The following is a 14,800-nucleotide window of genomic DNA, read 5'->3' as shown; positions in this document are numbered from 1 at the left end:
TCCGCTTTTTTGTCGGCTATCGTGAATCAGCAGACGGCAAACGGCAGACGGGAGACGGCAGATGGGAGACGGCAAACGGCAGACGGGAGACGGCAGATGGCAGATGGCAAACGGCAAACAGCAGACGGGAGATGGCAAACGGCAAACGGCAGACAGCAAACGGGAGACGGCAGACGGGAGACGGCAGATGGCAAACGGCAAACAGCAGACGGGAGATGGCAAACGGCAAACGGCAGACGGGAGACGGCATAGAAGGCGGGCGAAGTCGCAAACCACCCCTTAGATTGTCCGTAACACACCCCGTTGAGGCTGTTTTTTGATATTAGCTTTGTTTCAACAAAAGCAACAACAAATACTCAACAACTAAATCACATTGTCATGAAAAAGACTAACATTTTTTACTGGGTGTTCACCGGTTTACTGGCTTTCCTGATGCTGGGTTCTGCTATACCTGATATTATAAGTCATCCGGTTGCTATAAAAGGAATGCATGAAGACCTGGGGTATCCGGTATATTTTATTCCATTCATTGGCGTAGCCAAGTTTTTAGGGGTGGTGGCCATTCTTACCCCAGGATTCCACCGGTTGAAAGAATGGGCGTATGCAGGCTTCTTCTTTGACCTGATCGGCGCTACTTATTCTATCTATATGGCAGGTAAACCCGACTGGATCTACAATCTTATTCCATTAGCCTTATTAACTACAGCATATATGTTCTATCAAAAAAGAAGAAAATTGCAACAGGCGGGTGCCACTACTCACTACACAGGAGTAGCAGTTGCCTAGCATGCCGACAGTATAGCCATGGAAATTATGAATGCCTAACGCAGGTTATAACCAGTGTTGGGCATTCGGTATAGAAAAAAGGGATTATAAACGGGGTAATAGCGTTGTTACCTGATAATTTTTCGTTGGCTTACAATTTGCATGCTTTTTAACAAAAATCAAAACTATGAACCAGACCACTATTGGTAAAACCTATTTAGCAGAACTGGAGTCAGAAGTAACTGCTACCCGTAAATGCCTGGAACGCATTCCTATAGAGCTTTTCCACTACAAACCGCATGAAAAGTCAATGGAATTGGGCTATCTGGCAATACTGGTGGCTGAAATGCCCAATTGGATCACAACCATGATAGAACAGCCTGAAATTGATTTAGCCAAAGGTCAATTTTTCCATCCTGCTTCTACTGACGATCTGGTAAAGCGGTTTGATGAGAATATCCAGGGTGCCAGAAAAGCTTTGACCAATGTTTCAAATGAAGCCCTGCAGGAGCCATTTTCTTTGAAGAGAAATGGCCAGGTTTTATACACCGCTCCCAAACTGGGGCAGATCATTTCAACCATAAATCACCTGGTGCACCATCGCGGACAACTTACCGTATATATGCGATTGAATGATATTCCTGTTCCATCGATTTACGGACCTTCAGCGGATGAACGGACCTGGTAATTATTTCAGGAAACGATACGTCCACTTAACCAGAAAGATATTTCTGGTTACATCGTGATCAAAGGCATTATTGAATAAACTTTTTGGTATTCCTACATTGTTGTCAAGGTCAGCTTCGGCATCGGGTGTATTGCTTTGTGACCATACCAGGTACAGTTCGGAGCCGCGTTTATATTCCCAACGCATTACAAAGTTGGAGCGGAACTGTACAAAATTAAAATCAGGTTTGTCGAAGGTATAATCCACTACACCATTCTTGTCCTCATCAACCTGATATTTGCCATTCACTTCTTTTACTTCTCCATTGATGAACGGATGAAAACGGTCGTTGTAATTGTTTGCCATGGGGCTTATTACATACGCAAAGTTGCTGTACAGGGGGCGATTAATATAAGGTTGCCCATAGTATTGTAAGGTAAGGTCCGGTGTTATATTATAGGTTAACCGGCCGGTAAAACGCAGGGTATTTTGTTTTACTTCACTTACAATTGTGCGGGTGTTATTGTTGTAAGTAACATTGTCTACAAACTGGTCCTGCCGGCGCCAGTTATAGGAATAACTACCGGATAGGCTGAGCCGCAGGGCATTCATGGGCTGATAATAAAGAGTAAGGTCCACACCATTGTACCTGGTGGTATTGCCAAATCCCCACTGATTGTATAAGCTCAGGTAAGCATATAATTTCTTTCTGAAGTCGGTATTTAAATAAGCATTATGCGAGATGCTACCAGGGTTGCGAATGGCTGTTGTTCCCCGTAATGCATTGTTCGAAACATCGTAAACGGTGGTGGTGCTGCCGGTACCCACCTGCCAGTTGTTTTTAAAAGAGGCATGGGTATTGAAATTAAAGGCCTGGTTCAGGAACCTGCCGCTATAATCCCACCTCGACCAATGGTTGTAGTTCAACCGGGCCCAACGGAAGAACAGGAATGATTTGGGCCAGTGAAAACCTGCCCAGGTAAAATGGTTGATCTCATTGGCGGTGAGCATAAAACCAATATCGTTCAGCTCCAACTCAGGTGAGCGCAAGGTGAAACCCGTTTCAAATTTAAACAGGCGGCCATGCTTTCCTGATCCTTTGCCCCCTATTTTCCCCAGGCGGAAGGTGCCGCCCGTACCAGTTAGATCGGTACGGTTGCTATCCACCGACAATCCACGGGCATCGATGCGTTGAAACAGGTGTTCAAAAGCTGTTTGGGTATTGAGAATGGCTTGTTTTGTGCCCTGTACCTGACTAAAGACCATATTACCACGAATGTACCAGGTGCGGTCTTTCCAGGTATGATAGAAGTCGAGCCCCCCGGAATAGGCCTGGCGGTGTAACAGGTCGTTCAGACCACCATCGCGATTTACAGCGGTAATGATGCCGCCAAAGATGGTTTTGCCGCTGTTGATGTCTTTTTGCAATCTGCCTACAAAATAGCTTGTAAGCGGTTCCACCAGTTCCTCTCTTTTCTCCCCATTATTATCGATGGTGGCCATTTCCCGTTGGGTAATGCTTTCCAGTACGCCAATGCTCCAGCCTTTGCGGGTTTTGCCGCTGAACTTGGCGGCGCCCAGGATGGAGGTGTTTTGCGGCATTTTCAAATATTCATTGTCGTTTATGTCGGGCGTGGAATGCGGGGAACTGCCGATGCGCCGGGAATAGAAAAGCAGATCGGAGTCATAATCGCCACCCGCCTCGGAGCCAGTTAACTGGTAGTTGAAAATATTCCGGCTTTCCATAAAGAAAGGCCGGCGTTCTTCAAAAAAGTTCTGAAAGCCATCGATGCGCACCTGCGAGGGATCGGCCTCTACCTGGCCAAAATCAGGATTAACGGTGAAGTCAAGAATGAGGTCGTTGGTAACAGCATACTTGCCATCGACGCCACCGGTTAATTTGGTATCGAACCCTTTGGCGAAAGGATTGCCGGGTTCTTTTTTGTATTTATCGGCCTGTATGGTTACATAAGGCGCAATTTCTACCTGGCGGTGCATGGGAATATTTTTCAAACCTTTTAGTTCACCAAAGGCGCTAACCCAAACTCCAGAGCCCTGGCGAATATATTGCCAGCAGGACCTTTCTTCCTTGCGGAAAATACGTCGGGTTACCTGTATGCCCCAGGTTTTGTCGACCTCATTGCCATAACGCAGCTGGCTGAACGGGATCTTTACTTCTGCCGTCCAACCGGTTTCGTCAATATGGGTTTTGGAAAACCAGATGGGGTTCCAGTTTACGTCCCAGTTATCACCGTTGTTGGAAACAAACTCATCGCCGCGTACGCCCGATACCGATAGGGTAAAAGAAAAGGCAGTGCGATGGTCGTGATAACTGTCGATATTTATTTCCACCCAATCGCCGGGGAACTGGTCGCGGCGGTCCATCCATTTTATTATGGAATCGGGATGTTGGTCTATACAATGGTAAGCTATGTACAGGTATTTTTCGTCATACAGGATCTTGAATTCGGTAGGTTGATGGGGCGCTTTGCCTTCATTGGGTTGCCATTGAATGAAGTTACCGCTCCAGTCAACCGCATTCCAGGCATCTTCGTTAGGGATGCCATCCATTAAAATATTTCCCTGAATGTGCTGGGTAATAAAAGTTCTTCTTACAACCGTCGTATCGGTTGTTTGACTCATGGCGGTTGTAGTGATACATGTGACTGCAAAATAAATTAGCAAAAGCAGTTTGCTGGGGTTCATATTCCAAGTGTACAGATTCTCTTTTTTTTACTGCTGTTAAAGTATAGCAACGGTAATTTCAGAAAAACGAGCAACGGGGCTATTGCTGTGGCAGCCTATGGAAAATGCTGCGCTAATAAGTTACAAAAAACAACTATTTTAAGGATGAGCGGAAATGGAATCCTGCAAGAACGATACAACATGGCTGTTAATGGTAAATGATCATTACAATTGGTAAAAATGTTGGTGGCATAAATAATGCTGCGGTAACTCATTGTTACTTAAATTTATTTAAAACTTGCCTGTATGAATTCCCGTCGAGACTTCCTGCAAAAGCTGGTGGCTTCGGTGATCACATTCCCGTTGGTATCAGCTGAAGCGCTTTCCTGTATAGAACATCCCAATGCAAAAAGATATGATGGTCCGCCGTTACGTGTGGCCATCATGGGCCTGGGTAGTTATGGCACCCGGGTGGCAGAAGCCATGAAGGATTGCAAACGGGCCCGCCTAACCGGGGTGGTGAGTGGTACGCCCGCCAAGATCACCAGCTGGCAATCGAAATATAATATACCTGAAAAGAACTGTTATAGTTACGAGACCTTCGATAAAATAAAAGACAATCCGGATATAGATGTGGTTTATGTGACCACGCCAAACGGGTTGCATCATGACAATGTGATCCGAGCCGCCAAAGCGGGTAAGCATGTTATTTGTGAAAAGCCGATGGCGCTTAATGCCAAAGAAGGGCAGGAGATGGTAGATGCCTGCAAAAAAGCCAATGTAAAATTGCTGGTAGGCTATCGCATGCATTTTGAACCAAAGACCCTGGAGATCATTCGCATGCGCAAGGATGGTGAACTGGGAAAAATACTGTTCTTCCAGGGGTTAAGCGGTTTTACTATTGGCGACCCTACCCAATGGCGGTTAAACAAAGCCCTGGCTGGTGGCGGTTCCCTGATGGACATTGGTATTTATTCCATTAATGGTGCGCGTTATATGATCGGGGAGGAACCTGTTTGGGTGACTGCCGAGGAGACCAAGAACAATCCGCAAAAATTTAAACCCGGGGTTGATGAGACCATTCAATTTCAACTGGGTTTCCCCAGTGGTGCGGTGGCTTCCTGTTTGAGTACCTATAGTATGAACAACCTCGATCGGTTCTTTTTAAATGCAGAAAAAGGATTTGCCGAATTGCAACCTGCTACCGGCTATGGCCCCATAAAAGGACGTACTAATAAAGGTGAGTTAACGCAGCCGCATATCACCCATCAAACGGTGCAGATGGATGAAATGGCCAGTATTATCCTGGATGGCCAACAGCCAATTGTGCCGGTTGATGGAGAGGAAGGGGTGCGCGATCTAAAGATCATAGATGCCATTTACCAGGCGGTCAGCAGTGGTAAACGGGTGGAATTAAAATGATAAGAATGTACTATAGGATAATAAAAGCCTTCCGGTTTGTCGGGAGGCTTTTTTAATTTTGAGCCATGAGTGAACATCAGCATTATCTGGACAGGTGTATGGTGCTTGCCGAAAGGGCGGCTGCAGAAGGGGAAAGCCCGGTAGGCAGCGTATTGGTAAAAGATGGACAAATATAGGTGAGGGTTATGAAAAAAGCAGGCAGTTGAAAGACATTACCCGGCATGCCGAAGTAGTGGCCTTACTTGATGCGGTACAAAAGGGAGAGGATGTGTCAGGCTCGGTTTTGTATAGTAATGTAGAACCCTGTATACTTTGTTCCTATGCCATCAGGCATTATAAAATTAAAGAAGTGGTCTTCGCAAAACATTCCGGGGAGCTGGGGGGCACCAGGCCTCCTTTTAATATCCTTACAACCTCAGATCTGCATACATGGGGCCAGCCACCAATGATTACCGTTTTATAACTACGTATTCCTTGGGTTCTTCCAGCCCTGCAGTAATCTTTCCATGGTACCCGAAATGCGTTCCTTGCGGGTCTCCGGGTGTTTGGCGGTAACTACCCATTCCACATACTCCTTTTTGTTGGTGAACGAAAGGGACTCAAAGAAAGAAATGGCCTTTTTGTTTTTCGACAGTACTGCCTTCAGGTCATCGGGCAGGCGGACGGTCTTCTTCTGTGGATCGATATAATCGAGAATGGGCCGTTCCTGGGGTTTTGCTTCCTTCTTTTTGTCGGCTTCCGTTTTCAGCCGAAAGGCAAAGACCGACCAGGTATCGTTAAAGGAGATCAGACTGATCCAATGAAATTGTTCGTGTTTGAGCAGATTGTCCCATCCTTTATCGCGTGTAAGGTCAGTTTGCAGGGCAGACGTGCCTTTGGGGTAGTAACACCAGCAAAGCACCTCATCTTTTACCAGGGGCATAACTTTGGGCAGCTCCTTATCGAGCTGGGCTTTATTGAGGATGAACCAGTGAATTTGCTGAAAGTCTTTTGCTGTGGATGAAATGGAAACAGCATCGGGTAGGGGACCGAGTTCCTTTTTGAAATCGGCAGGGGCGTTGATGGTGAGTAAGGTGTAGCCTTCTTTTATCTTTAGTTTTTGAGCTAATGGCGTTGGCATGGTGTGGGTTTGAGCTAAGGTAGGGAAAGGCGGCTTTAGCTATTTATTGAATATTGCTGAAGTTCATTTCGTAAAAATATTTACGCAGCGTTTTTATTTTGCCAGGTCCTAATTTCTTAGCTACCCTAAAAACAAAAATGCCTCTTGATAAAATCAAGAGGCATTCTAAGTAAGTGCCCAGGACTGGATTCGTTAAGTCCTGGTCTTCAATATATTAAAGCCTCTGCTTGTCAAATTTTTGCCAGGCAAATCTAATCAGGCACAAAAGTGTGCCAGTTAGGCGTGCTTATTTCCGCTTTTGCCTGTCGGAGCAAATATAAAGTATAACAGAAAATAAACAGTTTCCCCTTTCAACTTTTTCGTTAAGAGAAGGTTCGCCAATGGTTGTTTAGTCGACAAGCTACAGGCGTTTAAATTCAAGATCAACTCATGTACCAGCCACCATTTACATTGATAGTTTGTCCATTGAGGTAACCATTTGTTGCCAACATAAGCACAACGCTGGCAACTTCTGCTGGCTGCCCAAAACGTCCAAGTGGAATGAGCGTTGGTTTTATATTGGGATTGTTTTTTTATCATTTCAGTTTCAATGAGAGCAGGGGCTATAGCATTGGAAGTGATGCCACCATACTTCGCAAGCAGCGCCGCATAAGAATGTGTCAGCCCCAGCATCCCTGCCTTTGAAGCTGCGTAAGCTGGGCCTATTACGCCTCCTAATTGTGCGGCAACAGACGATATATTAATGATACGTCCATAATTTTTTTCTATCATAGCTGGTAATGCCGCTTGTGTAGTCAGGAACGCAGCTGTAAGATTTACATTGATGGATTTTTGGAAGTCTTCGAGGGTCAACTCCAGAAGTGGTTTGGAGGGGTTGATACCTGCATTGTTTACAAGTATGTCTACTGACCCTACCTGCTCCTTAATTTCACTATAGAGGCTGGATATGTCAGCTTCCCTGGAAACATCAGCCTTTATAGCTACGGCCTTGCCACCCGAGGCTTTTATTCTGGCGGTTATCCGTTCTGCATCCGATTGACTTTTGTTGTAATTGACAATTACTGTAGCCCCTGCCGAGGCCAATACAAAGGAGATTTCTTGTCCCAGACCTTTGGAGCCACCGGTAACTAAAGCTACCTTTCCATCTAATGTTTTATTTTCCATTCATTAAAGTATTATACCTTGTAACAGCCTATGTTAAAAAACAAAGGTCGATCAAGCCCGGGAATAATTGTTAGTGGTTTTACGCCTTATTTAGATACGTTTCTGAAGATATGTATTTCAATATGTCCTGATTTTCCAAAATTTGCTTGTCAGCACCATAAAGGCCAACATTGAACATGGCATTTGCTAATTCAGTTGATTTAATACTGTATTTCTCTCCAAACAATTTAAGTAATGGGTATAAAACCTTAATTATTCTATATCCTACATTCGGTTCTTTTCTTGGTTCAACCGGATATATGTATGCCGGCCTGAAACTATAAAATCTAAGATTCAAATTTGAGATTCTATTCTCAGCCATTCCTTTATAACGTGCAAAAGATGTTTTGCTTTTTTCCGTCGTGTCTGCCCCCGCACCGCTTAGCAGACACATGGTCGCTTGCGGACTGTGGTTTTCCAAGGTTCGCCCAAATTCTACTGCATAATTTACAGTGATTTTTTTGAATAGTTCGTCACCCACTTGTCCTGTGTAAACACCCAAACAGAAAAAAGCTACAGAAATATTTTTAAATAAATTTTCGTGTTGTGAGTAATCTTCAAAGTTTTCTATAATTATTTCAGCTAATTTATCATGCTTTAGTCCTGTTGGCTTTCGAACCAGACTTCTTATTTCGGTTATTTCATCAGATAAAAGGCATTTCTGTAAAACTAATTTGCCCACCATTCCTGTGCTTCCTGTTATAAGTACCTTCATTTTTTATTGCTGTTGCAGGTTAATTATTGTTCCTAAACTCAAGCGGTGTCAACCCCGTTTTGCTTTTAAATAATCTTGAGAAATATTGGGGGTATTCAAAACCTAAAGAATATGCTAACTCACTCACAGATTGATTTGAACTAAGAAGCAGGTTTTTCGCTTCTTCAACCAGATAATAATGAATGCGGTCTTGTGCATTCATGCCAGTTTCTTTTTTCAAAAGATCGCTTAGGTAGCCAGGTGATAAGTTTACTTTTTCCGAAAGGTATTTAACTGTTGGTAGCCCTTGCCGAATTAAATCTTGCGACCGGAAGTAGTTTTGTAACAACTGTTCCACTTCATTTATGACATCATTGTTGATAGCATGCCTGGTGATAAACTGACGATCGTAAAATCGGGAGCAGTAATTTAACATCAATTCGAGTGCGGTGATCAACAAGGTGCGGCTATGCTTATCGATATTTTCACAAAGTTCATCCTCGATATTTAGTTTGCATTCACCTAATATCTGTTTTTCTTTATCAGATAAATATAAAGCTTCTCCGGAATAATAACTAAAGTAAGAATAGTTATTAATGTTTCTGCCAAGTTGTGTCCCGTGGATTAAATCGGGATGAAAAAATATTGCCCAACCCTGGGTGTCCTTAGGGCTTTTAAAAGCTTCATCTACAGTAATAACCTGATGTGGAGCAATACATAGAAGAGTACCTTCCTGAAAGTCGTGAATATGCTGACGATATTTTATTTTATTTGGACACCAGTTTTTATACATTAAGATGTAAAAACCGAGTGTAAACTTAATCCCCGGTTCAAACTCCTGTTCGAATTTTGTAAAGTTAGCTACTCCGATCAGGGGATGTTTGACTTTTGGCTGACCGAGCAGGTCATTTACTTCTGATATACTTTCTATATGGATAATGCTCATGTTAAAAGATTAAACAAACTATTCAAAGTACAACCATCCAAGATACCAATTGTTGCGGATAGTAATTTAGCCAAAATCAATTAATAAAATATGATCCTGGTAACCTGACTTTGATTATTTCATTTGACTGGATATAACTTTGTCAAAGATTCGATCTCCAAGGTATGTGCGAAGCCATATTGATGGCTTTGCCATTTTGCCCGCCGCATATCGGGTTTTTGGTTTTTTAGTTTTCAGTATCTTACTAACTGTATCTGCAATAACAGATGGATGTGATGCGCCACCTTCGGTTGTGCCCCTTCGAATGTTACCTACAATCTTTTTATAAAGACCGGTATAGGCGGATTTATCACTATACTTTTTCAGTCCCTCTTCAACTACCGTGTTAAATTCTGTTCCTATTGCTCCCGGTTCAAGAATGACAACTTTAATATTAAACTGCTTCAGCTCCAGACGTAAACAGTCGCTAAATCCTTCTATTGCATGCTTACTTCCATGATACCAACCACCGAGAGGAACATAGACTTTGCCGCCCATAGAAGAGGTGTTTATTATGGTACCTGATTTTACCTTTCGCATGTGGGGTACGACCATTTGAATTAAGGCTGCCATACTAAAAAGATTTACCTCAAAAACCCGCCTGGCATCATCTAATGGTACATCGTCTATTGCGCCATAACAGCCGAAACCAGCATTATTCCATAAAACATCTATTCTGCCCTCTTTCGCTATGATATTGTCAACTACACTTTTAATATCTTCTGAGCTTGTTACATCCAGTCTGACAGGAAAGCCACCCGCATCTTTTAAGTCTTGCATTCTATCCATCCGCCTCGCACCTGCGTACACAGTATAGCCTTCCTGTATTAGCTTAAGTGCACCTGCTTTTCCAATTCCTGAACTGGCACCTGTAATAAGGATTACTTTATTCATAATTGTACTTGTTTAACTGCATAAATGTCAGATAAAAAGGATTGTAATATTTAAACAAATGCCGGTTTCTTGTATACTTATTGCGGGTGGTGCGGTAATACATCCTTCATGGATACAAATCTGTATGTTTTGGATACATTTCCATGCCCCAATAGGTACATCTTTGTCATAAATAAAATGATATGAGCAACTTAAAACAAGTAAAATTAGGCAGTCAGGGACTTACTGTGCCAAGCATAGGGCTGGGATGTATGGGTATGACAGGAATGATGGGAATGAAGGTTTACGGAGAATCAAACGAAAAAGAAGCTATTGCTACCATTCACCGCTCCTTTGAGTTAGGCGGTAATTTTTTGGACACTGCAGATCTTTATGGTCCATTTAAAAATGAGCAGCTAATTTCCCAAGCCATAGATGGAAAAAGAAATCAATACATTATAGCCACAAAATTTGGCTTTGAGATGGACGATAATGGTAATGGTGCCGGCAGGACCAATGGCAGCAAAAATTACGTTAAGAAGGCGGCAGAGCGTTCATTAAGAAATCTGAACACTGATTATATCGATCTTTATTATCTGCACCGTCTCGACAGGGATACGCCCGTTGAAGAGACTGTGGAAGCTATGTCAGAACTGGTAAAAGAAGGCAAGGTACGGTATATCGGTCTTTCCGAAGTTGGGTCTGAAACTATAAGAAGGGCCCACAAAGTTCATCCGCTCACTGCGGTGCAAACGGAATACTCGCTGTTTGAAAGGCAGGTGGAAGAATTAGGTGTTTTGCAAACGTTGAAAGAATTGGGCATTGGTTTTGTTGCCTATTCACCATTAGGGAGAGGCTTTATATCGGGCGAAATTCAACATCCGGAAGATATTCCTGCCGACGATTTTAGAAGGTATTTACCTCGGTTTCAGGGCGAGCAGTTCTACAAGAATATTGAACTGTTGAATGAAGTAAAAAAAATGGCACAGGAAAAGCAGGTGGCTATCTCAAAGTTGGCTATAGCCTGGGTGATAGCAAAAGGCCATGTTCCAATTCCAGGGACAAAAAGGGTAAAGTACCTGGAACAGAACATATCTGCTGCAACAATTGAACTTAGTATAGAGGATGTATCCCGCCTGGAAGCCATTATTCCTTTGGGAACACAAACTGGTGATAGATACGCCGATATGAAAGATGTTAACTTATAACCGAAGTGGGTAAGATATCTTCTTACCCACTAACTTTGATTTTTATGTATGCAAAACGACAAACATCATATTTTTAACTCTGTTTCAGACCTACATGCCTCACTTAACCTGAGAAAGCCCGTGCATCCGTTGGTGAGTGTAGTGAAATTGGATGACGTCAATACTAAGGAAAGCGTACCCGTAGAAACAATTATTCATAACTTTTATACTGTTTTTTTGAAGAAAAACTTTGATGGAAAAATCCGATACGGGCAGCAATACTATGATTTTGACAACGGCACAATAACCTTTTATGCACCTAAACAACGAATAACCATAGAAGGCTTTACTCCCACCAAATTACAAGGCTGGATGCTTGCCTTTCATCCTGATTTTCTTCACGGCTATCAGCTTGCAAAAAAGATCAATGATTACGGATTTTTCTCTTATGCCACAAACGAAGCCCTACACGTTTCGGAAAAAGAAGAAATGATTGTTTCTGGAATAATGCAAAATTTGCAATCGGAAATTGAAGCTATTATAGATGGCTTTACACAGGACCTCGTTGTTTCCCATATTGACCTTTTGTTAAACTACTGCAATCGTTTCTACAGCCGCCAGTTCATTACCAGAAAGAAAGCATCCAATGATTTGATTGCAAAGTTTGAAGAGTTGTTGATTGCCTACTTAAAGGATGGCAGGTCTAATGCGACAGTTCTGCCAACGGTTCAATTTTTTGCTGAAAAACTTTTTGTTTCGCCTCATTATTTAAATGATATGCTGAAAAACCTCACAGGGCAAACAACACAGCAACATATCCATTGCCAATTGGTAGAAAAGGCAAAAGAATTATTGACAACAACTAATTTATCCGTGGGTGAAATAGCTTATAGATTAGGGTTTGAATATCCTCAATCGTTCAACAAGTTGTTTAAGAATAAAACGAATGTAACGCCGTTGCAGTTCCGACAATCATTTAATTGAAAGCTTGGCGGTTCAATACGGTTATTTGAAATTGTATTGATCTGCGGTCACTTGCTCCATCCAATCTACTACCTTTCCGTTTAGGTTTTCCTGTATGGCGATATGTGTCATGCCATTTGTAACAGTGGCACCATGCCAGTGTTTCTCATTGGGTTCAAACCAAACCACATCACCGAGAAATACTTCATGTACTGGTTCGCCTTCCTTTTGAATCCAGCCACATCCTGCTGTTATGATCAATGTTTGCCCAAGTGGATGCGTATGCCATGCCGTTCTTGCGCCTGGTTCAAAAGTTACTACAGCAGCAGCGCCACGCCTTACTTCATTGGCATCGAACAACGGATCTATACGCACGGCACCGGTGAACCAGTCTGCCGGCCCTTTGCCTGATGGTTTTGAACCATTCTTAATGATCTCCATACATTTCTTTTTTATTTTGATCAAGCTATTGCATAAAAGAAGGCTTGTTTCCTTCTGTTCCTGGCTTTTCCAGACCAAGGCTGGTGCCGATATACAATTCAGGCTTTTCAATAAGATTCACCACCATATCGGCGACACTTTTCCTGGAAATTTCAGTACAGGTAATAGGAGTGCCTTTTTGAGTAAACTTATAATCTATTTCATCTTTATCGGTATACCATGTAGGACGCAAAATAGTATAATCTATTCCTGAGGCCTCAATTTGATTGGCAGCTTGTTTATACCTTTGCAAAATGGGTCCAATCATTTTTTCATTCCATTTGCCAAAGTCTCCGGACACTTCATCGTAAATACCTATGGCTGCAATAAAGATTAGACGCTTTACACCGACCGTTTGCATTGCATTCAGAATCTGTTGCGTTAGTAGGTCTTCCTGCCCATTAATATTTACATAAACTATATCCTGTCCCTGCATGGCATCAGTGAGCTTTTTACTGTCAAGTATATCACCCTCAACTACTCTGATATTAGCCGATTGCAGTTTTTCCAAGCGGTTTGCGTTACGCAAATATAACGTGAGCTTGATAGCTTTATTTGTTTTCAGCCTTTCTATAACATGTGCCGGAACTTGTCCACCGGCACCCAAAATTAATACGTTGGCCATTGTTTGTATACGTAGATTTTACTTATTAATTGGCCATGAAAGCATCCGGTACACAGATGCTTTGCGGCCAATTGTTTTTATTTTTTTGATGCAGCGATATCGATCACAAAACGATATTTCACGTCTCCTTTTTCAAGTCTTTCAAATGCTTCATTGATTTGGTCGACTGTAATCAGTTCGATGTCTGCGGTAATATTGTGGCTTGCACAGAAATCAATAACCTCCTGCGTCTCAGCTATTCCGCCGATGTTAGAACCTGAAAAACTCTTTCGACCATTCACCACATTGAATGCACCAATTTCAAGAGGCTGATTAGGCAATCCTACAAGCACCAGGCTACCGTCTACCTTCAACGCATTGAGATATGTGTTTACATCGTGTTTTGCAGATACTGTATCTAATATCATATCAAAACCTGCCTGTGCTTTCATCTGGGCCTTATCTGTAGATAAAACAGCTTCATCAGCTCCCAATTTCTTTGCATCATCTATTTTAGAAGTTGAAGTAGTAAATACTACAACATATGCACCCATTGCTTTGGCTATTTTAATAGCCATATGTCCCAAGCCGCCAATCCCTATGATACCTACTTTCGTACCTGCACCAATTTTCCAATGTTTTAAAGGTGAGTACACAGTAATACCAGCGCAAAGAATGGGAGCTGAAGCCGCGAGGTCAATATTCTCCGGCATTTTGAGTACATAATTGGCTTTGGCTACAATTTTTTCTGAAAAGCCCCCATAGGTTTGACCGCCCAACACTTTGTCAGGGGCATTGAATACAACAGTCCATCCTTTTTCGCAGAACTGTTCTTCGCCGTTATCGCATTGATGGCAATGGCCACAGCTATCCACAATACATCCAATCGCTGCCAGGTCGCCCACCTTAAACTTTGTTACTTCTGTTCCCACCTGTGTAATACGGCCGACAATTTCATGGCCGGGCACGATTGGATAGATTGTGCCGCCCCAATCGTTTTTTACCGCATGCAGGTCCGAGTGGCAGATACCACAATAAAGGATATCTATCTCTACATCATCGGGCAACAAGTTTCTGCGTTTGATTTCAATATTGTGAAACGGCGCATCGGCCGCTTCTGTTCCATATGCTTTTACTTTAAATGTTTCCATG

The 14,800-nt window shown here is 42.7% G+C and carries 16 protein-coding genes; 7 read left to right on the top strand and 9 right to left on the bottom strand.

Translation table 11 applies throughout. From position 1 onward, the window contains the following. Positions 1-9 precede the first annotated feature (9 nt). From J7I42_RS17080 to J7I42_RS17070, 3 genes are all read left to right on the top strand, one after another. Positions 10-252 carry a hypothetical protein gene (locus tag J7I42_RS17080; protein WP_209140052.1) on the top strand — a complete coding sequence of 81 codons (243 nt, stop codon included), beginning with the start codon at positions 10-12 and terminating at the stop codon, positions 250-252. 126 nt (positions 253-378) lie between these two features. Then, a complete protein-coding gene (locus J7I42_RS17075) occupies positions 379-786 on the top strand; it encodes a DoxX family protein (RefSeq protein WP_209140051.1) in 408 nt (135 codons plus the stop codon). A gap of 166 nt (positions 787-952) precedes the next feature. Next, positions 953-1,453 (top strand): DinB family protein, encoded by a 501-nt coding sequence (locus J7I42_RS17070; RefSeq protein WP_209140050.1) that lies wholly within the window; start codon positions 953-955, stop codon positions 1,451-1,453. Here the strand turns inward: J7I42_RS17070 and J7I42_RS17065 are convergent, their stop codons facing one another. Further along, entirely contained in the window at positions 1,454-4,075 is a 2,622-nt protein-coding gene (locus J7I42_RS17065) for a DUF5916 domain-containing protein (RefSeq protein WP_209140049.1), read from the bottom strand. A 348-nt stretch (positions 4,076-4,423) separates the two neighbouring features. Here J7I42_RS17065 and J7I42_RS17060 point away from each other — a divergent pair, with 348 nt between their 5' ends. Both J7I42_RS17060 and J7I42_RS17055 read left to right on the top strand, forming a co-directional pair. Continuing rightward, positions 4,424-5,539 (top strand): Gfo/Idh/MocA family protein, encoded by a 1,116-nt coding sequence (locus J7I42_RS17060; RefSeq protein ID WP_209140048.1) that lies wholly within the window; start codon positions 4,424-4,426, stop codon positions 5,537-5,539. Positions 5,540-5,741: 202 nt separating this feature from the next. Beyond that, complete coding sequence (locus J7I42_RS17055) at positions 5,742-6,002, top strand: deaminase (RefSeq protein WP_209140047.1); 261 nt, start codon at positions 5,742-5,744, stop codon at positions 6,000-6,002. Here J7I42_RS17055 and J7I42_RS17050 read toward each other — a convergent pair whose 3' ends face one another. The 5 genes from J7I42_RS17050 to J7I42_RS17030 form a co-directional block, all read right to left on the bottom strand. Beyond that, complete coding sequence (locus J7I42_RS17050; protein WP_209140046.1) at positions 6,003-6,659, bottom strand: YdeI/OmpD-associated family protein; 657 nt, start codon at positions 6,657-6,659, stop codon at positions 6,003-6,005. It abuts the gene before it with no gap. A 276-nt stretch (positions 6,660-6,935) separates the two neighbouring features. Continuing rightward, positions 6,936-7,823: an SDR family NAD(P)-dependent oxidoreductase gene (locus tag J7I42_RS35140; RefSeq protein ID WP_236065513.1), complete on the bottom strand. Its 888-nt coding sequence runs from the start codon at positions 7,821-7,823 to the stop codon at positions 6,936-6,938. A gap of 79 nt (positions 7,824-7,902) precedes the next feature. After that, a complete protein-coding gene (locus J7I42_RS17040) occupies positions 7,903-8,577 on the bottom strand; it encodes a Rossmann-fold NAD(P)-binding domain-containing protein (protein WP_209140045.1) in 675 nt (224 codons plus the stop codon). 19 nt (positions 8,578-8,596) lie between these two features. Further along, positions 8,597-9,502: a helix-turn-helix domain-containing protein gene (locus tag J7I42_RS17035; RefSeq protein WP_236065512.1), complete on the bottom strand. Its 906-nt coding sequence runs from the start codon at positions 9,500-9,502 to the stop codon at positions 8,597-8,599. A 114-nt stretch (positions 9,503-9,616) separates the two neighbouring features. Then, positions 9,617-10,435 (bottom strand): oxidoreductase, encoded by an 819-nt coding sequence (locus tag J7I42_RS17030; protein ID WP_209140044.1) that lies wholly within the window; start codon positions 10,433-10,435, stop codon positions 9,617-9,619. A 182-nt stretch (positions 10,436-10,617) separates the two neighbouring features. Between J7I42_RS17030 and J7I42_RS17025 the strand changes: the two genes are divergently transcribed. Continuing rightward, complete coding sequence (locus tag J7I42_RS17025; RefSeq protein ID WP_209140043.1) at positions 10,618-11,622, top strand: aldo/keto reductase; 1,005 nt, start codon at positions 10,618-10,620, stop codon at positions 11,620-11,622. A gap of 48 nt (positions 11,623-11,670) precedes the next feature. After that, positions 11,671-12,585, top strand: coding sequence for a helix-turn-helix domain-containing protein (locus J7I42_RS17020; RefSeq protein WP_209140042.1), 915 nt, complete (start codon positions 11,671-11,673; stop codon positions 12,583-12,585). A 21-nt stretch (positions 12,586-12,606) separates the two neighbouring features. On the opposite strand, the gene J7I42_RS17015 is transcribed toward J7I42_RS17020, so the two are convergent. From J7I42_RS17015 to J7I42_RS17005, 3 genes are all read right to left on the bottom strand, one after another. Next, a complete protein-coding gene (locus J7I42_RS17015) occupies positions 12,607-13,005 on the bottom strand; it encodes a (R)-mandelonitrile lyase (RefSeq protein ID WP_209140041.1) in 399 nt (132 codons plus the stop codon). Positions 13,006-13,030: 25 nt separating this feature from the next. Further along, entirely contained in the window at positions 13,031-13,669 is a 639-nt protein-coding gene (locus J7I42_RS17010; RefSeq protein ID WP_209140040.1) for an NAD(P)H-binding protein, read from the bottom strand. A gap of 77 nt (positions 13,670-13,746) precedes the next feature. Further along, on the bottom strand, positions 13,747-14,799 hold the full coding sequence (locus J7I42_RS17005; RefSeq protein ID WP_209140039.1) for an NAD(P)-dependent alcohol dehydrogenase: 1,053 nt from the start codon (positions 14,797-14,799) through the stop codon (positions 13,747-13,749). Position 14,800 lies beyond the last annotated feature (1 nt).

This window comes from Niastella soli, assembly GCF_017742245.1.
Taxonomy (GTDB): Bacteria; Bacteroidota; Bacteroidia; order Chitinophagales; family Chitinophagaceae; genus Niastella; species Niastella soli.
Note: the sequence above shows the minus strand (reverse complement) of the source record. Positions and strands in the feature narration are given on the sequence as shown.